Below are 21,431 nucleotides of genomic sequence, written 5' to 3' on the forward strand. Positions count from 1 at the left end.
GTGGCGCGCCGGCAAGGACCTTCCCTTCGGGTTGCCCGGCCTGGGGGCCGTCTGCGGCGTTGCCCGCGCTTGCAAGGCGCACGCCTTGCTGCGCACGGGCGCCTTGCATCCAGCCCCCAGGCCGGGCAACGCGATCCCCGAAATGGGTGTTAACAGGCCCCAGTCCCCAAGGGAAGGGTGCTCCTGCCGGCCACTTCCCTCTTTTACGAGGGCCTTGGCCCATGCCAGAATCGGGCATGCCCTTGACACTGGACCCTGCCAACGCCATCGCACCCATGTCGCTGGACTCCCCGTCGGACAATGCCATGACGGCGCTGTACCGCGTGGCCCTGGGCCCCGTCAACACCGAGCACTACCTGCCGGTCTTTGCGCGCTTCGACGATGCGGGGCGCACCACCACCACCTGGAACTGGCCGGCCGCGCTGTGCACGCTGAGCTGGCTGGTGTTTCGCCAGCTCTGGGGCGCGGCCCTGGTCTATGTGGCCGCCGCCGAGGGGCTGGCGCTGCTGGTGTTCGGCCTGGGCCGCCAGTTCCTGCACCTGCCGCCGCAGGTGGAATGGGGCCTCCTGGCCGCCATCGTGCTGTTCAGCTGCGCGGTGCCGGGGCTGTTCGCCAACGCGGTGCTGCACACCGAGATCCGCAAGCGCATTGCACGCGCCCTGTCGGCCTCGCGCACCGTGCCCGAAGCCGCAGCGCTGCTGGAGCGCCAGGCCAGCTCGCGCCAGCGGCTGAGCGCGGTGATCATCGGGCATGTGGTCGTGGTGGCCACGGCCGTGCTCGCCTACCTGCTGTTCCCGCCGGGCGACACGCCGGGTGCCACCGGCACGGGGGCCACCACGGCCCAGCCCCCCGCAGCCACGGCGTCCGCGGCCGTGCCCACCTCGGGCCTGGCGGCCGTGTCGGTGCTGCGCGGTGCGGCTTCGGCACCGGTCGCACCCAGTGCCCCGGCCAGCGCCACCACAGCCCCCGAGGCCGCAGCGCCGGCTGCCACGGCAAGCACACCGGCACCAGCGCCAGCACCTGCGCCCGCCCCCCCACCACAGGCGGCCTCGGCACCCGCCGCACGCAACCCGGCGGCCAACCCACCCGCAGCACAGGCTGCACCCGGCGCGCCCGCCCCGGTCGCTGCCGCCAAGGCCCCCGCAGCCACCACGCCTGCGCCCCCGGCATCCAAGGCCGCCACGCCCCCGGTCGCGGCCAGCAAGCCGGCCCCGGCGCCCGCCCCGGCGGCCTCGGCCCCTGCCAAGACCAAGCCCAGCGCCCCGGCAGCCCCCGCCTCCAAGGCCACGCCCAGCACCCCGGCGGCGAGCAAGCCCGCCCGTCCGGCCCCGGCCCCGGCCAGTCCTGCCGCCTCGGCCGCCAGCGACCCCGAGCTCGCCATGGTGGGCAGTGCCTCGGGCTTCTACATCAATGTGGGCCTGTTTGCCGAAGAGGCCAATGCGCGCAAGACGCAATCGCGCCTGCTCAACGAAGGCCTGCCGGCCTTCCGCCAGCCGCTGGACAGCGCCAAGGGCCCGCGCATCCGCGTGCGCGTGGGCCCCTTCGCGACCAAGGCCGAGGCCGACACGGCCGCGCAGACCATCCAGCGCATGGGGCTGGATGCCGTGGTGTTCAAGAAGTAGCAGGCCCTGCGCGCGCCGGTGGGCGCAGCCAGCGTCCTACGCGCAGGCGTTCATGCGGCCGACATCCAGTGCCGGCACGGGCGCGTACTCTGCAGTATCGACCCCTGTCGCCTGCACCACCGCCCCATGCCCACGCTGCGCCACTCCACCTTCCATGCCCTGCGGCCCCGCTGGTGGACTTTGGCCGCCGTGGCGGCCGGGGCCCTGTTGCTCACGGGGTGTGCGCCCTGGCGCCTGATGACGGCCTCGGACCTGGCCAAGGCCTCGCGCCCCTACACGGCCCAGCCGGCCCAGCCCGAGCGGCGCATCCTGGTGGTCGGCGACAGCACGGCCGTGGGCACGGGCGCGGCGCGCCCCGAAGACAGCCTGGTGGGGCGCATCGGTGCCGCCCACCCGCGCTGGCAGATCGACAACCTGGCCAGCAATGGCGCCAAATTCGAGGACGTGCAGGCCCAGTTGGAGCAGGCGCGTCCCGGTTATGACCTGGTGCTGGTGCTCGCGGGCGGCAACGATGTGATCCGGCTGACCGCGGAACAGCGCTTGCACGGCCATATGGAACAGGCCATCCGCACGGCCAAGGCGCGCGGCAAGCAGGTGGTGCTGATGCCCTGCGGCAATGTAGGCCATGCGCCGCTGTTCATGCCGCCCGTCTCGTGGTTCCTGGAGGGCCGCTCCAAGCGCCTGCATGCCACCGCGCAGGCGGTGGCGCTGGAGAGCGGCGTGCGCTATGTGCGCCTGCTCAAGCCGCGCGCGCAGGACCCGTTCGTGCAGCGCGCCGACGAACTCCATGCCGCCGACGGCCTGCACCCGAGCAGCGCGGGCTACCAGCAGTGGTACGAGGAACTGCTGCGGCAGGAAGGCCTGGCCAGCCTTACCGGAGGCTAGTACGTCTCCAGGTGCAGGCGCCCTTCGCGCGCCAGGGTGGTCGCCAGGGCCTCCCAGTCCAGGCCGGCCTCGGCCGCCACGTCGCGCAGGGCCAGCACCACGCCCTCTTCCATGCTCTTCAAGCCGCAGACATAGAAATGGCTGTTGCCGTCGCGCAGCAGTTCGGCCAGATCGGGCGCTCGCTCGCGCATCAGGTCCTGCACATAGCGCCGGGGCTGGCCAGGGGTGCGCGAGAAGGCCAGGTTGATGTCGATGAAGTCCTTGGGCAGGCTTTGCAAGGGGCCGAAGTACGGCAACTCCTGCTGCGTGCGTGCACCGAAGAACAGCATGAGCTTGCCGCCCTCGAACTTGCCGCTCTTGCGCAGGCGCCGGCGCCATTCGGTCATGGCGCGCATGGGCGCGCTGCCGGTGCCGGTGCAGATCATCACCACATGGGACTTGGGGTGGTTGGGCATGAGGAAGGAGTGGCCGAACGGGCCCACCACCTCCACCTTGTCGCCCACCTTGAGGTCGCAGACGTAGTTGGACGCGACGCCGCGCACGGGCGTGCCGTCGTGGTCCGAGGTGACGCGCTTCACGGTGAGCGCCAGATTGTTGTAGCCCGGGCGCTCGCCATTGCGCGCGCTGGCAATCGAGTACTGGCGCGCATGGTGGCGCTTGCCCAGGGCGTCGGTGCCCGGGGGGATGATGCCGATGGACTGGCCTTCGAGCACGGGGAACGGCAGGCTGCCAAAGTCCAGCACCACATGGTGTGTTTCGCTTTCGAAACCCGCCTCGGTGCAATTGAAATTGCCGACCACCGTGGCCGTGGTGGGCGACTTGGGCGGGTAGAGGTTGGTGTAGGCGTGCGCGGCCGACCAGGGCGGCACGGTGGCGCCCCGGTGCATGGGCGGCTGGGGCTGCACGCCGGGCTCGGCCGTGGCCACGGCTGCCGGCACCGCGACAGGGGCCTCTGCGGTATCGCTGCCAGCCCCAGCCGCCGCCAGTTCTTCGGGGCTGAGCTCGGCGGGCAGGGACTCCCAGGTCAGCTGTTCCTCGATGGAATAGGCGCGCACCAGCGGCATGGTGCGCCAGTTGTCGATGGACCCCGTGGGGCAGGGCGAGATGCAGGCCATGCAGCCATTGCAGACGTCGGCGCGCACGACGTAGTTGTTGTCGTCGTGCGTGATCGCATTGACGGGGCAGGTCGCCTCGCAGGTGTTGCAGCGGATGCAGATTTCCGGGTCGATCAGGTGCTGCTTGATGACCCCGGCTTCAACGGCCATGTCCATGTAATTCTCCTGTGTCACCCCCGCAGGCGCGGGGGTCGGGATGGGGCCTGCGGGCTTCGTGGGGCCGGCCGCCGTCCCTGCTGCCCTCGTTCATACGCCGAGGGCGCCGCTTTGTCCATCAGCCGAAACGCACGTATTCGAAGTCGACCGGCTGGCGGTTGATGCCCATGACCGGGGGCGCAATCCAGCCGGCGAACTTTCCGGGCTCGACCACACGGCCCATCAGCGAGGCGACAAAGGCGAAGTCCTCGGCGCTGGGCAGCCATTCGTCCTTCTTGGCGGCCCATTCCATGTCGTTCACCACGCGGCCCTCGGGCGACATCTTGATGCCCGCGAGCGCGCCGATCTGGCGGTTGAAGGCCTTGTGCGGCACCACCAGGCGGGTGGGGATGCCGGCTTTTTCCAGCACCTTGTTCCAGCGGCCCACGCCGGCCACCGAGTCCTTGATGAAGTCGTCGCGCAGCACCTCGTTCAGGGCGTTGAGCATGGGCACTTCCTTCTCCAGGAGCTGGCCGTCGCGGACCTCCAGCACCTTGTAGGTCTGGCCCTTGAGCACATGGTCGTCGGTGCGCTTGCCTTCCTCGTAGCGGCCCTTGAGGCCCGAGCTGTAAAAGATGGCGGCGTTGCTCGACTGGTCGGCGCCGAACAGGTCGATGGTCACGCTGTAGTGGAAGTTCAGGTAGCGCTGCACCGTGCCCAGGTCGATGGCGCCGGCGGCGCGGATCTTCTGCGGGTCGTCGGTCTTGAGCTCGTTCATGACCTGGGCGGTGCGCGTGAGCACGCGCGAGACGCCGCTCTCGCCCACGAACATGTGGTGCGCCTCTTCGGTCAGCATGAACTTGGTGGTGCGCGCCAGCGGGTCGAAGGCGCTTTCGGCCAGGGCCGAGAGCTGGAACTTGCCGTCGCGGTCCGTGAAGTAGGTGAACATGAAGAACGCCAGCCAGTCGGGCGTGGCCTCGTTGAAGGCCCCCAGGATGCGCGGGTTGTTCTCATCGCCCGAGGTGCGCTGCAGCAGGGCCTCGGCCTCCTCGCGGCCGTCGCGGCCGAAGTGCTTGTGCAGCAGGTAGACCATGGCCCAGAGGTGGCGGCCCTCTTCCACGTTGATCTGGAACAGGTTGCGCAGGTCGTACATGCTGGGCGCCGTGAGGCCCAGGTGGCGCTGCTGCTCGACCGAGGCGGGCTCGGTGTCGCCCTGGGTGACGATGATGCGGCGCAGGTTGGCGCGGTGCTCGCCGGGCACGTCCTGCCAGGCCTTCTCGCCCTTGTGGTCGCCGAAGTGGATCTCGCGGTTGGCGTCGCCCGGGTTCAGGAAGATGCCCCAGCGGTAGTCGCGCATCTTCACGTGGCCGAACTGGGCCCAGCCCTGCGGGTCCACGCTCACGGCGGTGCGCAGGTAGACCTCGTGGTTGGTCGAGCCCTCGGGGCCCACATCGTCCCACCAGTTGATGAAGTTGGGCTGCCAGCCTTCGAGCGCGCGCTGCAGCGTGCGGTCTTCGCTCAGGTTGACGTTGTTGGGGATCTTCTCGCTGTAGTTGATCGTGCTCATCGTTGCTCCTTGGAAGGTTGGGGCGGCGGGGTCAGACGCGGTTCAAATCGAAGCCGGCCTTTTCGCCGGTGCCGTAGACCTTGAGCGCACCCTTGTCGCCCACGGCGTTGGGGCGGTTGAAGATCCAGTTCTGCCAGGCGGTGAGCCGGCCGAAGATGCGCGTGGCCATGTTCTCCTTGCTGGCAAAGCGCAGGTTGGCTTCCAGGCCGGTCAGGGCGTCGGGCGACATGGCGGCGCGCTCCTCGATGGCCATGCGCAGCTCGTCGTCCCAGTCGATGTCGTCGGGCGCGGCCGTGACCAGGCCCAGGGCCAGGGCCTCGTCGGCGTCGAGCGGCTTGCCGGCCGCGGCGCGCGCGGCGTCCAGCGGTGCGGCCTCTTCGTAGAAGCGGCGCTGCAGGCGGCTCTGGTCGTTGACCATGGGGAAGAAGCCGAAGTTGAATTCGTTGAGCACCAGTTTCGGTGCGCGCTCGGCATCGTCGGGCAGGGCCAGCATGTAGGTGCGGTCGGCCGCGAAGGCCAGCTCGGCCAGCGTGCCGGCGAAGCACGAGCCCTCCTGCACCACCGCGAACAGGGTGCGCGAGGACACATCCAGCCGCGCCAGCGTGCGGCGCAGCGCGCCGATGGTCTCGCGCACCAGCCAGTGGTCCTTGTGCGCCAGCATCACGGCATCGGACGCGAGCACGGCCTTGGCATCGCCCTCGGTCTTGAGCAGCCAGGTGCCGATGTCGAGTTCGTTGGTGCGCAGGTTGAGGATGGCGTCGTCCAGCTCGCGCGCCAGGGCCAGCGGCCACCAGGCCGTGCCGGCCGCCTCGATGGCGGCAATGTCGGCCGGCTGCACACCGGTGGGTGCCTTCACGGTGAGGGTGGCCGTGCGCTTGGCGCGGTCGATCTGCACCTGCACGTGCGAGTAGCCCAGGCTGTCGGCGCCATCCTCGCGTTCCAGGCGGGTCAGGGCCACGCCCTGGGCGCCGGCCGGGCGGTCGCTGCCTGCGGCGAGCTGCACGGCGCGGTCCTGCACCGCGGCAGCGAACTGGGCCGGCTTGGCCACGGCATCCACCAGGCGCCATTCCACCGCGCGCTGGCCGCGCACGCCTTCCACGCTGGTGCAGAAGATGTCGGCCAGGTCGTGGCGCACGTGGCGCTTGTCGGTCACGCGGGTCAGGCCACCGGTGCCGGGCAGCACGCCCAACAGGGGCACCTCGGGCAGGGACACGGCGGACGAGCGGTCGTCCACCAGCAGGATTTCGTCGCAGGCCAGGGCCAGCTCGTAGCCGCCACCGGCGCAGGCGCCGTTGACGGCGGCGAGGAACTTGAGGCCCGAGTGCTTCGAGGAATCCTCGATGCCGTTGCGCGTCTCGTTGGTGAACTTGCAGAAGTTCACCTTCCAGGCGTGGCTGGAGACACCCAGCATGAAGATGTTGGCACCCGAGCAGAAGATGCGGTCCTTGCCGCTGGTGACGACCACGCTGCGCACGCCGGGGTGCTCGAAGCGCACGCGGTTGAGCGCGTCGTTGAGCTCGATGTCCACGCCCAGGTCGTAGCTGTTGAGCTTGAGCTTGTAGCCGGGGCGGATGCCGCCGTCCTCGGCGATGTTGAGCGACAGGCGCGCGATGGCGCCCTCGACGCTGAGCGACCAGTGGCGGTACTGGCCGGGTTCGGTGCGGTAGTCGACGCGCGCCGGGGCGCTGGTGGTGGTGGCGGTCATGGCATGTCTCCTGTGGGGCCGGGGGCGGCTGCAAACCTCAAAACAAGAAAAATAATGCAGCTTTTGATTTCGATGACATGCATCATGCTGCATGTTTACAGACGCGTCAATGCCTGGACTGCTTTTTTTCGTTGCGAAAGGTGTGGCGCTGGTGCGCCAGCAAGAGATAGGCGGCCCAGGCTTTATAGCGTGGCCACTGTGCTCAACCGTGGAGACAGGCACACCGCAAGCCAGCGCCACCGTGGAACTGGCTTTGCCAGGCCACCGGTGGCGTCCCCCTCAGGGGGATGGCGCGAAGCGACTCAGGGGGAGCTTACAGACTGCTTGGCCACCGAGCGCAATCCCTGGAACGCCTGCGCCAGGCTCTTGCCACTGGTGTCCACCGAAAGATCGGCCTTGGAATAGAAGGCGGCGCGACCGCTCAGAATGCGGCGCAGGTCGTCCATGGCCTCCTTGCTGGCGGCCATGGGGCGGGTGTCGCCCTGCGCGGCCACGCGGCCCATGTGCTCCTCGGGCGCGGCCTGCAGCCAGACCGTGGTGCAGTGGGCCAGCAGTTCGTTGAAGGTGGCGGGGTCGGAGACGATGCCGCCCGGGGTGGCGATCACCACCTCGCTGTAGATCTGGATGGTTTCCTCGAGCGCGCGGCGCTCGTAGCGGCGGTAGGCATTGGTGCCGTAGAGGTCGTGGATCTCGCGCACGCTGCAGCCCGCGAGCTTCTCGATCTCGCGGCTCAGCTCCACAAAGGGCACGTCCAGGTCGTCCGCGAGCATCTGGCCCAGGGTGGACTTGCCCGCGCCGCGCAGGCCGATGAGGGCGATGCGCGTGTGCCGCGCCGGGTCGACCGAGGCCGTGCCCAGCAGCTCGCCCAGGGCGATGCGCACGCGGCGCAGATCGGCCTCGCTGCGGTTTTCGAGCAGCTCGCGGATCAGCAGCCATTCGGGCGAGCTGGTCGTGACGTCGCCCACCAGTTCGGCCAGCGAGCAGTGCAAGGCCCCCGCCACCTGCTGCAGCACCAGGATGGAGGCATTGCCCGTGCCGTATTCCAGGTTGGCCAGGTGGCGCTCGGACACGTCGGCCGCGATGGCCACGGCCTTGCGCGTGAGCCCGCGCTGCGCGCGCAGGTTGCGCACGCGCTCGCCCAGCGCCGTCAGCAGCGGGTTGCGGGCTTCGCCGCCCGGCGCTGCAGCGCCATTGCCGTCGGTGGGCGCAGTGGCCAGCACTGCGTCGTCTTGCTCATTCATGCGCGTCCTTGTTCACTCCACTGGATTGTGCCTGCCGGGGCAGCATCCAAATATATGCACTATAGTGCTTGACGAACATCACATCGAAGTTTATCGTTCAGCCACACGCAAGATACTGCACGTTTCACGATACCGCAAGGCCATCCTTGGCCCAAGGCCGTGAACACGCCACAGGCCCAGCCAGCTTCCAAGAGAGCCCGCCACGATGACGACGACGACCCGCCCCGCCAGCCAGGAAGCCTTCCATGCCCTGCTCGCCGACCTCACCGCGCAGATCGACGGCCGCCCGCTCGATGCAGCGCTGGACCGGTGGCTCAACGCCGCCCACGGCGCAGGCAGCGCCACCTATGAGCAACTGCGCAGCGCCTGCCAGACCGGTGTGGCCGAGGGCTGGCTGTGCGAACGCGAGGGCGGCGGCATCAAGTACGGCCGGGTGTTCAAGGCCGAGGATGCGCTGCACCGCTTTTCGGTGGACGTGGTCGACATGCAGGACCTGGCCGGCCCGCACCACACGCACCCGAATGGCGAGATCGACCTGATCATGCCCATCGAGGGCAGCAGCGCCACCTTCGACGGCCGGCCCGCGGGCTGGTGTGTCTATGGACCCGGCACCGCGCACCGCCCCACCGTGGCCCAGGGCCGCGCCCTGGTGCTCTATCTGCTCCCTGAGGGCCAGATCCAATTCAGCAAATGAAACACCCCCTGAGTCGCTTCGCGCCTTCACCCCTCTCTCGACTCGCTGCGCGAGTCGGGAGGGGGACGCCCCCAGTGCGGCGGGGCGGCCCTTGCACGGGGGCACTGGCTTCGGCCGCGCCAGTTTCGTGCGTCGCAGGCGATGCACAACGTGTTGGACAACCGAAAACCGCATTCTTCTCCATCTAACTGTATGACCGAACTTCTCCCCAACTACGCCGCCGGCCGCTGGCAGGCCGGTACCGGCAACGGCACGCCGCTGTTCGACCCCGTGCTGGGCAACGAACTGGTGCGCGTGGATTCCACCGGGCTCGACCTGGCCGAGGCCTTTACCTTCGCCCGCCAGCAAGGCGGCGCGGCGCTGCGCGCGCTGACCTACCGCGAGCGCGCCGCGCTGCTGGCCGCCATCGTCAAGGTGTTGCTGGCCAACCGCGATGCCTACTACGAGATCGCCACGGCCAATGCGGGCACGGTGAAGAACGATTCGGGCGTGGACATCGACGGCGCCATCTTCACCCTGGGCCAGTACGCCAAATGGGGCGACGCCCTGGGCGATGTGCGCGCGCTGCGCGACGGCGATGCGGCCCGGCTGGGCAAGGACCCGGCCTTCCAGTCGCAGCACCTCTCGGTGCCCACGCAGGGCGTGGCGCTGTGCATCAATGCCTTCAACTTCCCGTCGTGGGGCCTGTGGGAAAAAGCCGCACCGGCCCTGCTCTCGGGCGTGCCCGTCATCGCCAAGCCGGCCACGGCCACGGCCTGGCTCACCCAGCGCATGGTCAAGGATGTGGTGGATGCGGGCGTGCTGCCCGCGGGCGCGCTGTCGGTCATTGCCGGCAGCTCGGCCGGGCTCATGGACCAGTTGCAGCCCTTCGACGTGGTGTCGTTCACCGGCTCGGCCGAAACGGCAGGTATCATCCGCTCGCACCCGGCCGTGGCCCAGCGCTCGGTGCGCGCCAACATCGAGGCCGACAGCCTCAACAGCGCCCTGCTGCTGCCGGGCGAGGCCCCGGGCAGCGAGGCCTTCAACCTGCTGGTGCGCGAGGTGGTGCGCGAGATGACCGTGAAATCGGGCCAGAAGTGCACGGCGATCCGCCGCATCCTGGTGCCGGCCGCGGTGTACGACGCCGCAGCCGAGGCCATTGGCGCCAAGCTCGCCGGCATCACCGTGGGCAACCCGCGCAACGACAGCGTGCGCATGGGCGCGCTGGTCAGCCGCGCCCAACTGGCCTCGGTGCGCGAGGGCCTGGCCACGCTGCAGGCCCATGCCCAGGTGCTGCACGACGGGCGGGACCGGCCGCTGGTGGATGCCGACCCGGCCGTGGCCGCCTGCATCGGCCCGGTGCTGCTGGGCGCACGCGATGCCGATGCCGCGCAGGCGGTTCACGACGTGGAGGTCTTCGGCCCCGTGGCCACGCTGCTGCCCTACCGCGACAGCGCGCATGCCATTGCCCTCGCCCACCGGGGCCAGGGCTCGCTGGTCACTTCGCTCTATGGCAGCGACGAAACCGCACTGGCACAGACCGCACTGGCCGTGGCGGCCAGCCATGGCCGCGTGCACGTGGTCACGCCCGACGTGGCGCAGGCCCACAGCGGCCACGGCAATGTGATGCCCATGTCGCAGCACGGCGGCCCGGGCCGCGCGGGCGGTGGCGCCGAACTGGGCGGCCTGCGCGCCCTCGCCTTCTACCACCAGCGCACGGCCGTGCAGGCCAGCCCCGGCGTGCTCGCTGCGCTGGGACTTTGACACGACAACAGACGCGGCACACAGCGCGCACCCCACCCGAGAGGGCCCCAAGGAGACACACCATGAGCCTGCCCCCACGATTCAATTTTGCCCAGCACCTGTTCACCCTGAATGCAGCGCGTGCGCAGCGCACCGCCTACATCGATGACCGCGGCAGCCTGGCCTACGGCGCGCTCGAAGACCGGGCCCGGCGCCTGGCCGCAGCCCTTACCCAAGCGGGCGTGCACCGCGAGGAGCGTGTGCTGCTGCTCATGCACGACAGCAGCGACTGGCCCGTGGCCTTCCTGGGCTGCCTGTACGCGGGCGTGGTGCCGGTGGCGGTGAACACCCTGCTCACGGCCGACGACTACGCCTACATGCTGGACCACAGCCGTGCGCAGGCGGCCATCGTCTCGGGCGCGCTGCTGGCCGTGCTGCAGGACGCCATGGGCCGCACCCCGCACGAGGTGCGCACCCTGCTCGTCTCGCAGCCCACCGGGCCGCTGCCCGACGGAGCGCAGGACTTCGAGGCCGCGCTGGCGGCCGCCACGCCGCTCGCGGCGCCGGTCAACACCGCAGCGGACGACCCGGGCTTCTGGCTCTATTCCTCGGGCTCCACGGGCAAGCCCAAGGGCACGGTGCACACCCACGCCAACCTGTGGTGGACGGCCGAGCTCTACGGCAAGCCCGTGCTCGGCCTGACCGAGGACGACGTGTGCTTCTCGGCCGCCAAGATGTACTTCGCCTACGGCCTGGGCAATGCGCTGACCTTCCCGCTCTCCGTGGGCGCCACCGTGGTGCTGATGGCCGAGCGGCCCACGCCCGACGCCACCTTCCGCCGCTGGACGCAGCACCGCCCCACCGTGTTCTTCGGTGCGCCCACGGGCTTTGCCGGCATGCTGGCCTCGCCCGCGCTGCCGGCGCGCGAGGCCGTGGCGCTGCGCATGTGCTCGTCGGCCGGCGAGGCCCTGCCGGGCGAGATCGCCCAGCGCTTCAAGGAGCGCTTCGGCTGCGAGATCATCGACGGTATCGGCTCCACCGAGATGCTGCACATCTTCATCTCCAACCGCCCGGGCGACGTGCGCTACGGCACCACCGGCAAGCCCGTGGAGGGCTACGAGGTGGAGCTGCGCGGCGAGGACGGCCGCCCCGTGCCCGACGGTGAGGTGGGCGACCTGTACATCCGCGGCCCGAGCGCGGCGCTGATGTACTGGGCCAACCGCGAGAAGTCGCGCGAGACCTTCCAGGGCGGCTGGACCAAGAGCGGCGACAAGTACACGCGCGACACCGACGGCTACTACACCTATGCCGGCCGCAGCGACGACATGCTCAAGGTCAGCGGCATCTATGTCTCGCCCTTCGAGGTGGAGGCCACGCTGATGCAGCACCCCGCCGTGCTCGAATCGGCCGTGATCGGCGTGCAGGACGGCGAGGGCCTGACCAAGACCAAGGCCTATGTGGTGCTCAAGCCGGGCCAGCAGGCCGACGCCCAGGCGCTGCAGGCCTTTGTGAAGGAGCGCCTGGCGGCCTACAAGTACCCGCGCTTCATCGAGTTCATCGAGGAGCTGCCCAAGACGGCCACGGGCAAGATCCAGCGCTTTCGCCTGCGCGAGAAGGAGGCCCGCGCGTGACCGGCGCCTCCACGGAATTCGCCAGCATCGCATGGCGCGGCCGCACGGTGCGCATCGAGCACCAGTGGATCGCGCCCGAGCGCCGCGATGCCCCGTTGCTCGTGTTCCTGCACGAGGGCCTGGGCTCGGTGGCGATGTGGAAGGACTTTCCCGAGCGCCTGTGCGCCGCCGCGGGCCTGCGCGGCCTGGTGTTCTCGCGCCCGGCCTATGGCCGCTCCACCCCGCGCGCAGCCGATGAAACCTGGGACGTGGACTTCATGCACCGCCAGGCGCACGAGGTGCTCCCCGCCTTCTTCGAGGCGCTGGGCATCACCGAAGCGCCCTGGCTGCTGGGCCACAGCGACGGTGGCTCCATCGCGCTGCTGTATGCGGCACGCTTCCCGGAGGCCGTGCGCGGCCTGGTGCTGATGGCGCCGCACATCTTTGTGGAGGACGTGACCATCGCCAACATCGAGATCGCACGCGGGGCCTACCTGAACACCGATCTGCCCGCGAAGCTCGGCCGCTACCACGACGACGCGGACTCGGCCTTCTGGGGCTGGAACCGCATCTGGCTGCACCCGCCTTTTCGGCAGTGGAACATCGAGGCCGAGATCGCCGCCATCCGCGCGCCGGTGCTCGCCATCCAGGGCGTGGACGACGAGTACGGCACGCTGGAGCAGATCCGCGGCATCGCGCGCCGGGTGCCGGGCACAGAGTTGCTGGAACTGCCCGCCTGCGGCCACTCGCCGCACCGCGACCGGCCCGACGCGGTGATCGCTGCGGCCACGGACTTCATCACAGCGCAGCGCGCCTGAGGCAACGGCGGCCCGGCCATGACCCACCCCGGCCCGCCCACGCAGCTGTTCTTCTCCACGCCGGCGCAGCGCGCCGCGCTGGCACGCGAGCGCTTCTTCGAAGAAGGCGAGCAACCCACCGGCCTGGTGAACGACGCGGTGCTGCAATCGTGGTCGCGCTGCAACGCGGCCGGCAAGCGCACGCGCGACCGCATCGAGGCCGAGCCGCTGAGTGCACTGCGCACCGATGCCGCCCTGCGCCACAGCCGCCTGCTGCGCGCCGCGGCATCGCCGGCCCTGGCGCAGCTGGAGCAGGCGCTGGCGGGCACGCCCAGCCAGCTCTTGCTGACCAATGCCCAGGGCGTGATCGTCTGCACCGGCCAGCGCACGCCCTGCGCCGCCGAATCGGCCCTGCCGGCCCTGGCCCGCCTGGGCATGGACCTCTCGGAGGCCTCGCTGGGCACCACGGCGCCGGGCATCGTGAGCGCCACGGGCAAGGGTTGCTCGGTGCTGGCCAACGAGCATTTCAACGAAGCCATCCTGGGCATCCAGTGCGCGGCCGCGCCCATCCGCGGGGTGGACGGGCAACTGGCCGGCGTGCTCGACCTCTCGGTGGAGGGGCGGGGCTTCGGCTTCGACGCCTATGCGCTGATCGCGTCGTACGCGCGCGGCATCGAGAACCGGCTGCTGCAGCTGCAGTCCGACGACCTGCTGGTGCTGGCCTTCCATGCCGACCCCGCGCTGCTGGGCACGCCGCTGGAGGCCCTGGCCGGCATCGATGGCGCGGGGGTGGTGCGTTGGACCAATGCCACGGGGGCGCGCCTCACGGGGGCGCAGCGCGGCCTGCCCGCGCTGGAGGTGTTTGGCCAGCCGCTGCATGCGCTGGTGGCCCTGGCGCGGCACCCGGGCCCGCATGCGCTGTGCCTGCCCAATGGGCTCACCGCTTGGTGCGGCGCGCGCCTGCTGGCACGCGATGGTGCGGCCGCGCTCACCCCAGTGGCAGTCGCTTGCACTGCGCCCTCGGCAGATGAACCACCCACCGCCCCGCGCACGTTGGAGGAAACCCAGGCCGACAGCATCGCGCAGGCGCTGCAGGCCGCGGACGGCAAGGTGGCGCGCGCGGCCCGGGCGCTGGGCGTTTCGCGCGGCGTGATCTACCGCCACCTGCAGCGCAAGTCGTAGCTGTTCCGATTCGGAACACTTTCCCTGCGGGTTTGCCCTGGGCTCGCCGCACTGCGAGCGTCTTCCTAGACTTTCCCTGCACCGCGCCCGCGGTCTGCAAGAACCAGAAAGCAGGAGACACAAGGCATGTACCCACCCGAAAAATCCTCCCCACCCGACCTGGCGCGCGGCGATGCCCTCGACGCCGCCGAGATGGCCCTGGCACGCGGCCGCACCGACCGGCGCAGCTTCATGCGCTGGGCGCTCGCGGCCGGCGTTTCCATGACGGCGGCCTGCACCATGGCCGACAAGGCCGTGGCCGTGCGCGACAACCAGCGCGCGCTGAACCGCGCGCTCACCGACGAGTACGACTACATCGTCTGCGGCGCGGGCAGCGCCGGCTGCGTGGTGGCGCACCGCCTCACGCAAGACCCCACGCTGCGCGTGCTGCTCATCGAAGCCGGCGGCAGCGACGACGTGGACTCGGTGAACCACCCCGGCGTGTGGTTCACCAACCTGGGCACGCCGCTGGACTGGTCGTTCGCCACCACGCCCAACGCCCACCTCAACAACCGCGTGGTGGCCCAGCCCATGGGCAAGGCGCTGGGCGGTGGCAGCGCGATCAACGCCATGGCCTATGTGCGCGGGCACCAGAACGACTTCGACCACTGGGCGCGCGAGGCCGGCGACGACGCCTGGTCCTACCGCAGCGTGCTGGCGCTGTACAAGTCCATCGAGGACTGGCAGGGCGCGCCCGACCCACAGTGGCGCGGCCAGGGCGGCATCTTCTGGGTGCAGCCTGCCAAGGACCCGAACCCCATCGCCCCGGCCATGGTGGAGGCCGCGCGCGGCGTGGGCATCCCCTCGTTCGCCGACCACAACGGCCGCATGATGGAAGGCCCGGGCGGCTGCGCCATCGCCAACACCACCATCAAGGACGGCCGCCGCCACGGCGTGGCACGCACGTACCTGTACCCGGCCATGTCCCGGCCCAACCTCACGGTGCTGACGGGTGCCGAGGTGCAGCGCGTGCTGCTCAAGGGCCGCAGCGCCGAGGGCATCGAGCTGCTGCACCAGGGCGGGCTGCGCCGCATCCGCGCGCGGCGCGAGGTGGTCCTGTCCACCGGGGCCGTGAACACGCCGCGCATCCTCATGCATTCGGGCATCGGCGACGAGGCGGAACTCAAGGCCAAGGACATCCCGGTGGCGCACCACCTGCCCGGCGTGGGCCGCAACTACCACGACCATCTGTTGCTGGCCGGCTGCATCTGGGAATACCCCAAGGCCATCCCCCCACGCAACAACGCGGCCGAATGCACCTTCTTCTGGAAAAGCGACGCCAGCCTGCCCACGCCGGACCTGCAGCCCTTCCAGATCGAGATCCCCTACGCCAACGAAGTCACCAGCCAGCAGTTCCCCATGGCCGAGCACGCCTGGTCCATCGCCCCGGGGCTGGTCAAGCCCCAGAGCCGCGGCCGGCTCACCGTGCGCTCGAACAAGCCGGCCGATGGCGTGGTCATCGACGCCAATTTCCTCTCGCACCCGGCCGACCTGAAGGCCCTGGTGCGCGGCGTGGAGCTGTGCCGCGAGATCGGCAATGCACGCGAGATGCGCGAGTTCGTGAAGCGCGAAGTCATGCCCGGCCCGCTCAAGGGCGCGGACCTGGAGAACTTCATCCGCAACGCGGCCGGCACCTACTTCCACGAGGTCGGCACCTGCCGCATGGGCCGCGACCCGCTGGCCGTGGTGGACGCGCAACTGCGCGTGCGCGGCATCGACCGCCTGCGCGTGGCCGACGGTTCCATCATGCCCACCGTGACCACCGGCAACACCATGATGCCCTGCGTGGTGATTGGCGAGCGCATGGCGCAGATCCTCCGTTCCTGAGCCCTCTGGCCCACCTTCCCAACCCCAAGGAGACAGTCCATGGACGCAAGCACCACCCCCACACCGGCCTGGGCCGGCAAGATCTACACCGATGGCTGGCAGGCCGCCCACGGCGGCACGCTGGACGTGCGCGAGGCAGCCACCGGCACCGTGCTGGCCAGCGCCGGCCTGGCGGACCGCGAGGACGTCGATGCCGCACTGCAGCGCGCCCGCGAGGCCGGCACCGCCTGGGCCGCCACGCCGTTCGATCAGCGTGCCGCCGTCATCCGCCGCGCCGCCGCGCTGCTGGAGGCGCGCAGCGCCGAGTTCATCCATTGGAACGTGCGCGAGTGCGGCTCCATCGAGCCCAAAGCCCAGTGGGAGACGCATGCCACGGTGGAACAACTGTGGATGGCGGCCGCCCTGCCCATGCAGGCCGATGGCCTGCAGTTCCCCTCGGCCCTGCCCGGGCGCAGCAACAGCTGGCGCCGCGTGCCCGTGGGCACGGTGGCGGTGATCGCGCCCTGGAACTTCCCGCTGCTGCTGGGCATGCGCTCGGTGGCGCCGGCCCTGGCGCTGGGCAATGCCGTGGTGCTCAAGCCCGACGTGCAATCGGCCGTCACCGGCGGCCTGCTGGTGGCCCAGCTGTTCGCGGACGCGGGCCTGCCGCCCGGTGTGCTGCAGGTGTTGCCCGGCGGCGCCGAGGCCGGCGACGCGCTGGTGCGCCATGCGCTGACCGACATGGTGTCCTTCACCGGCTCCACCGCCGTGGGCCGGGGCATCGGCGAGGCCTGCGGGCGTGCGCTCAAGAAGGTGATCCTGGAGCTGGGCGGCAACAACGCGATGGTCGTGCTGCCCGATGCCGACCTGGACGGCGCGGCCTCGTGCGCGGCCTGGGGCGCCTTCCTGCACCAGGGGCAGATCTGCATGCAGGCCGGGCGCCACCTGGTGCACCGCAGCGTGGCAGCCGCCTATGCCGAGAAGCTGGCCGCGCGCGCCCAGGCCCTGGTGGTGGGCGACCCGGCCCGGGGCCCCGTGCACCTGGGCCCGCTGATCAACGACCGGCAGACGGCCAAGGTGCACGGCATCGTGCAGGCCAGCATCGCGGCCGGCGCCACGCTGGTGACCGGCGGCACGCACGACGGGCGCTTCTACCGCCCCACGGTGCTCACCGGCGTGACGCCGCAGATGCCGGCCTTCGGCGAAGAGATCTTCGGCCCCGTGGCGCCCATCACCGTGTTCGACACCGACGACGAGGCCGTGGCCCTGGCCAACAGCAGCGACTACGGCCTGGCCGCCGCCATCCACAGCGCCGACCTGGGCCGCGCCACGGCCCTGGCCGCGCGGCTGAAGACGGGCATGGTGCACATCAACGACCAGCCGGTGAACAACGAGTTCCAGGTGCCGTTCGGCGGCATGGGGGCATCGAGCAGCGGCGGGCGCTTCGGCGGGCCGGCCAACCTGGAGACCTTCACCACCACGCAGTGGGTGAGCACGCTGGCCAAGCCGATCACCTACCCGTTCTGACTATTCGACGTAGCGCCTGAGCCCCGGCAGGTCGAGCACGGTGATGCCGCCGTACTCGATCTGCAAAATGCCCGACTCCTGCAGGCGCTTGAGCGCCGCATTGCAGCGCTGGCGCGACACCCCGGTAAGGTTGGCGATCTCCTCCTGCGAGATCTGCAGGTGCCGGTCCATGCCCGGGTAGAGGAACGGGTGGAACAGCCCGGCCAGCGCGCGCGCCACCTGGCTGTCGGTGTCGAGCAGGTGGTGGGCCGTGAAGGTGCCCAGGAACCAGTGCATGCGCTCGTTGATCTGGCGCAGCAGGAAGTGGTCGAAGCTGCGCTGCGTGGCGTGCAGCCACGCAAAGGTCTCCACCGGCAGCACCGCCACACGGCTGGGCCTGAGGGCAATGATGTCGGCCGTGCGCGGCAGGGCGCGCAGCAGCGTGCCCTCGCCGAACCAGCTGCCGGCCGACAGGCCGCCCAGGGTCACGGCGCGCCCGTCGTCCGAGGTCACGGACCACTTGAGCAGGCCCTCGATGGCGCCGAACCAGTGCACGGGGATGTCGCCGCGCCGGCACAGCGCGCCGCCCGCGGGCACCTCGACCTCGCGCACATCGTCGAGTACGCGCTGCTGCGCCGGTGCATCGAGCAGCGGGAACCAGGCCGACGCAGCCAGCAGGCTGGTGGTGGACGGCCGTGTGGACGGAGCCGAAGGGGCTGGCAAGGTGGGTTTCTCCCGGCTGAAAACACAAGGCCCCGCGTATACCCTGCCCCCAAATGTCATCGCGATGACTGAGTGGAAAGGTGCCCAGAAAAACAATGCGGAGCACCCCGCAATTCTCCACCAGGACCCCGATGAGCAAGCGCAAAGTCATAGTCACCATCGCCCCCACGGGCGGCATGGCCCACAAGTCGCAAAACCCCCACCTGCCCACCCAGCCCGCCGAGATCGCCGACGACGTGGAGCGCTGCTGGAACGCCGGTGCCAGCGTGGTCGCGATCCACGCGCGCCGGCCCGACGACGGCGCCACCTGCAATGCCGACGTCTACCGCGACATCAACCGCCGCATCCGGGCCAAGGGCTGCGACATCGTGCTCAACAACTCCACCGGCGGTGGTGTGCACGGCGACATGGTCAAGCCCCTGCCCGGCGGCCGCTGGGAAATCGCCTGGGAGGAACGCATCAAGGGCATGGACGCCGGGGCCGAGATGTGCACCCTGGACGCGACCACGCTGAACCTGAGCTTCGACGGCCGCGAGATCCTGATGGACACGCCGCTCAGCCGCGGGCGCGAACTGGCCGCGGGCATGAAGGCGCGCGGCATCAAGCCCGAGTGGGAGGTGTTCAGCCCCACCCACATCCTGCAGGACACCACGACCCTGATCGAGGAGGGGCACGACGGCGATGGCCCGCATTTCATCAACCTCGTGATGAACGTGCACCGCGCCTTCCAGAACGCCATGCCCTACTCGCCGCGCCACCTGCAGATGATGGTGGACACGCTGCCCAAAAACAGCCTGTTCTGCGTGAGCGGCATCGGCCCCTCGCAGCTCGAAGCCAATGTGGCCGCCCTGCTGCTGGGCGGGCATGCGCGCGTGGGGCTGGAGGACAACCTGTACTTCCGCCAGGGCGAGCTGGCCACCAACGTGCAGCTCACCGAACGCATCGTGCGCCTCATCCGCGAGCTGGACATGGAGCCCGCCACGCCCGCCGAAGCGCGCGCCCTGATGGGCCTGCCGCGCATGGGCGGCCCCCGCCCCGAGTTTGCCCTGGGTTGACCCCGCCCAGACATTGCCACCACCATCCCGACAAGACAACAAGGAGACAAGACATGACGATGACGACAGGCACGACACGCCGCCACTTCCTGGGCCACCTGGGCGCTGCCGCAGCGCTGGGCTCGCTCTCGCCCCTGGAGGCCTTTGCGCAGGGCATCGAGCAGGTGAAGATCCTCTATGGCTTTCCGGCCGGCAGCTCGGGCGACAGCGTGGCCCGCCGCGTGGGCGAGAAGCTCGCGGGCTCGGCCTACACGCGCAATGCCGGCGTGGTGGAGAACAAGCCCGGCGCGGGCGGGCGCATCGCGCTCGAATCGCTGCGGGGCGCAGCGGCCGATGGCAGCGTGCTCACGCTCTCGCCGTTTTCGTGCACCTCGATCTACCCGCACATCTACAGCAAGCTCAGCTACGACCCGGTGAGGGACTTCGTGCCCGTGTCCATCGCGGCCATCATGCACCACGGTCTGGCCGTGGGGCCGCTGGTGCCGGCCTCGGTGAAGAACGTGAAGGACTTCCTCGCCTGGGCCAAGGCCAACCCGGGCCAGGCCAACTACGGCTCGCCCGCGGCGGGCTCCACGCCGCACTTCATCGGTGCGCTGCTGGGCATCAACCACGGCGTGGACTTGAAGCACGTGCCCTACCGCGGATCCGTGCCCGGCGTGACCGATGTGGTGGGCGGCCAGATCGCCGCCATGGTGACGCCCAGCGGCGACTTCATCCCCAACCACAAGGCCGGCAAGCTGCGGCTGCTGGCCACCTCGGGCAAGGCGCGCTCGCCGTTCTCGCCCGAGGTCGCGACCTTTGCGGAGCAGGGCTTCCCCGAGCTGACCACCGAGGAATGGTTCGGCTTCTACGCACCAGCCAAGACGCCCGCCCCGGTGGTGGCCGCGGCCAATGCTGCCATCAACGCGGCGATCAAGGAAAAGTCCGTCATCGACAGCCTGGCCGTGGTGGGGCTGATCGCGCAAGGTTCGACGGCGGCGGAAATGGCGGCATCCCAGCATGCGGAATTCGACCGCTGGGGCCCGCTGGTCAAGAAGATCGGCTTCACCGCTGAATCGTGAAAGGAGCCCCCTGCATGGATTCGACCGTGAAGCGCGTCGCCGTGGTGGCCACCGGCGTCATCGGCGCCAGTTGGGCCGCCTACTTCCTGGCGCGCGGGCTGGACGTGGCGGCGACCGATCCCTCGCCCGGCGCCGAGGAGCGCCTGCGCGAGGCCGTGGCCGCGCACTGGCCCACGCTGGAGCGCCAGGGCCTGGCGCCGGGCGCGAGCCTGGCGCGCCTGGTCTTTCACGCCCGGCTGGAGGACGCCGTGGCCACGGCCGACTTCGTGCAGGAGAGTGGGCCCGAGCGCGCCGACTTCAAGGCCGAACTGTTCCGCCAGATCGATGCCGCTGCGCCAGCGCACGCCATCCTGGCATCGAGTTCATCGGGCCTGTCGGTCACGGCCATGCAGGCGCTGTGCGCAACGCCCGGGCGCGTGGTGCTGGGCCACCCCTTCAACCCGCCGCACATGATTCCGCTGGTGGAGGTGGGGGGCGGCGAGCAGACCGCGCCCGAGGCCATCGCGCGCGCCATGGCCTTCTACACCGCCATCGGCAAGCGCCCCATCCAGGTGCGCCGCGAGATCAAGGGCCATATCGCCAACCGGCTGCAGGCCGCGCTGTGGCGCGAGGCCTTCCACCTGGTGAACGAGGGCGTGGCCACGGTGGCCGACATCGACACCGCCATCGCCCACGGCCCCGGCCTGCGCTGGGCGCTGATGGGCCCGTTCATGAACCTGCACCTTTCGGGCGGCGCAGGCGGCGTGGCCCATGTGCTGGCCCACCTGGGCGGCCCCATCGAAAGCTGGTGGCAGGACCTGGGCACGCCGGCGATGACCGATGCCCTGAAGCAGCAGGTGGCGCAGGGCGTGGCCGAGGAACTGGGCCAACGCACCACCGAGGACCTGGCGCGCACGCGCGATGCCCTGCTGCTGGACCTGCTGCGCGCCAAGCAGGCGTCCGGCCACCTCGACTGACCCAGAACAA

General features: G+C 70.3%; 17 protein-coding genes. 12 read left to right on the top strand and 5 right to left on the bottom strand.

Annotation, left to right across the window (positions count from 1 at the left end; translation table 11 throughout):
* Positions 1-236: 236 nt before the first annotated feature.
* Together AC3WOH_RS17685 and AC3WOH_RS17690 are read left to right on the top strand one after the other, a co-directional pair.
* Positions 237-1,622 carry an SPOR domain-containing protein gene (locus AC3WOH_RS17685; RefSeq protein WP_492230593.1) on the top strand — a complete coding sequence of 462 codons (1,386 nt, stop codon included), beginning with the start codon at positions 237-239 and terminating at the stop codon, positions 1,620-1,622.
* A gap of 126 nt (positions 1,623-1,748) precedes the next feature.
* A complete protein-coding gene (locus AC3WOH_RS17690; protein WP_492230594.1) occupies positions 1,749-2,507 on the top strand; it encodes an SGNH/GDSL hydrolase family protein in 759 nt (252 codons plus the stop codon).
* Here the strand turns inward: AC3WOH_RS17690 and boxA are convergent.
* From boxA to AC3WOH_RS17710, 4 genes are all read right to left on the bottom strand, one after another.
* Positions 2,504-3,778 carry a benzoyl-CoA 2,3-epoxidase subunit BoxA gene (boxA, locus tag AC3WOH_RS17695; RefSeq protein ID WP_492230595.1) on the bottom strand — a complete coding sequence of 425 codons (1,275 nt, stop codon included), beginning with the start codon at positions 3,776-3,778 and terminating at the stop codon, positions 2,504-2,506. The genes AC3WOH_RS17690 and boxA overlap by 4 nt on opposite strands.
* Before the next feature lie 118 nt (positions 3,779-3,896).
* A complete protein-coding gene (boxB, locus tag AC3WOH_RS17700; RefSeq protein WP_492230596.1) occupies positions 3,897-5,324 on the bottom strand; it encodes a benzoyl-CoA 2,3-epoxidase subunit BoxB in 1,428 nt (475 codons plus the stop codon).
* A gap of 31 nt (positions 5,325-5,355) precedes the next feature.
* Positions 5,356-7,029, bottom strand: a complete 1,674-nt coding sequence (gene boxC / locus AC3WOH_RS17705) for a 2,3-epoxybenzoyl-CoA dihydrolase (RefSeq protein ID WP_492230597.1) — start codon at positions 7,027-7,029, stop codon at positions 5,356-5,358.
* A 302-nt stretch (positions 7,030-7,331) separates the two neighbouring features.
* Entirely contained in the window at positions 7,332-8,270 is a 939-nt protein-coding gene (locus AC3WOH_RS17710) for a helix-turn-helix transcriptional regulator (RefSeq protein WP_492230598.1), read from the bottom strand.
* Between the two features lie 205 nt (positions 8,271-8,475).
* Between AC3WOH_RS17710 and AC3WOH_RS17715 the strand changes: the two genes are divergently transcribed.
* From AC3WOH_RS17715 to AC3WOH_RS17745, 7 genes are all read left to right on the top strand, one after another.
* Positions 8,476-8,964 (top strand): DUF4863 family protein, encoded by a 489-nt coding sequence (locus AC3WOH_RS17715; protein WP_492230599.1) that lies wholly within the window; start codon positions 8,476-8,478, stop codon positions 8,962-8,964.
* Positions 8,965-9,156: 192 nt separating this feature from the next.
* On the top strand, positions 9,157-10,707 hold the full coding sequence (locus AC3WOH_RS17720; RefSeq protein ID WP_492230600.1) for a 3,4-dehydroadipyl-CoA semialdehyde dehydrogenase: 1,551 nt from the start codon (positions 9,157-9,159) through the stop codon (positions 10,705-10,707).
* A gap of 62 nt (positions 10,708-10,769) precedes the next feature.
* Positions 10,770-12,317 (top strand): benzoate-CoA ligase family protein, encoded by a 1,548-nt coding sequence (locus tag AC3WOH_RS17725; RefSeq protein ID WP_492230601.1) that lies wholly within the window; start codon positions 10,770-10,772, stop codon positions 12,315-12,317.
* The gene (locus AC3WOH_RS17730; RefSeq protein WP_492230602.1) at positions 12,314-13,114 is read left to right on the top strand and encodes an alpha/beta fold hydrolase; all 801 of its coding nucleotides are present in this window, start codon (positions 12,314-12,316) and stop codon (positions 13,112-13,114) included. The genes AC3WOH_RS17725 and AC3WOH_RS17730 overlap by 4 nt, the downstream gene beginning before the upstream one ends.
* An 18-nt stretch (positions 13,115-13,132) precedes the next feature.
* The gene (locus AC3WOH_RS17735) at positions 13,133-14,275 is read left to right on the top strand and encodes a helix-turn-helix domain-containing protein (RefSeq protein WP_492230603.1); all 1,143 of its coding nucleotides are present in this window, start codon (positions 13,133-13,135) and stop codon (positions 14,273-14,275) included.
* A gap of 126 nt (positions 14,276-14,401) precedes the next feature.
* On the top strand, positions 14,402-16,141 hold the full coding sequence (locus tag AC3WOH_RS17740) for a GMC family oxidoreductase (RefSeq protein WP_492230604.1): 1,740 nt from the start codon (positions 14,402-14,404) through the stop codon (positions 16,139-16,141).
* A gap of 39 nt (positions 16,142-16,180) precedes the next feature.
* On the top strand, positions 16,181-17,647 hold the full coding sequence (locus AC3WOH_RS17745; protein ID WP_492230605.1) for a benzaldehyde dehydrogenase: 1,467 nt from the start codon (positions 16,181-16,183) through the stop codon (positions 17,645-17,647).
* Here AC3WOH_RS17745 and AC3WOH_RS17750 read toward each other — a convergent pair whose 3' ends face one another.
* A complete protein-coding gene (locus AC3WOH_RS17750; protein WP_492230606.1) occupies positions 17,648-18,349 on the bottom strand; it encodes a Crp/Fnr family transcriptional regulator in 702 nt (233 codons plus the stop codon).
* 131 nt (positions 18,350-18,480) lie between these two features.
* Here AC3WOH_RS17750 and AC3WOH_RS17755 point away from each other — a divergent pair, with 131 nt between their 5' ends.
* Genes AC3WOH_RS17755 through AC3WOH_RS17765 form a run of 3 tightly spaced genes read left to right on the top strand, consistent with a single transcriptional unit; the run spans position 18,481 to position 21,421 of the window.
* Complete coding sequence (locus AC3WOH_RS17755) at positions 18,481-19,404, top strand: beta-keto acid cleavage family enzyme (protein ID WP_492230607.1); 924 nt, start codon at positions 18,481-18,483, stop codon at positions 19,402-19,404.
* Between the two features lie 59 nt (positions 19,405-19,463).
* Positions 19,464-20,465 carry a Bug family tripartite tricarboxylate transporter substrate binding protein gene (locus AC3WOH_RS17760; RefSeq protein WP_492230779.1) on the top strand — a complete coding sequence of 334 codons (1,002 nt, stop codon included), beginning with the start codon at positions 19,464-19,466 and terminating at the stop codon, positions 20,463-20,465.
* A gap of 14 nt (positions 20,466-20,479) precedes the next feature.
* Positions 20,480-21,421: a 3-hydroxyacyl-CoA dehydrogenase NAD-binding domain-containing protein gene (locus AC3WOH_RS17765; protein ID WP_492230608.1), complete on the top strand. Its 942-nt coding sequence runs from the start codon at positions 20,480-20,482 to the stop codon at positions 21,419-21,421.
* Positions 21,422-21,431 lie beyond the last annotated feature (10 nt).

It is taken from the genome of Acidovorax sp. FW305-C-20-28 (assembly GCF_058783375.1).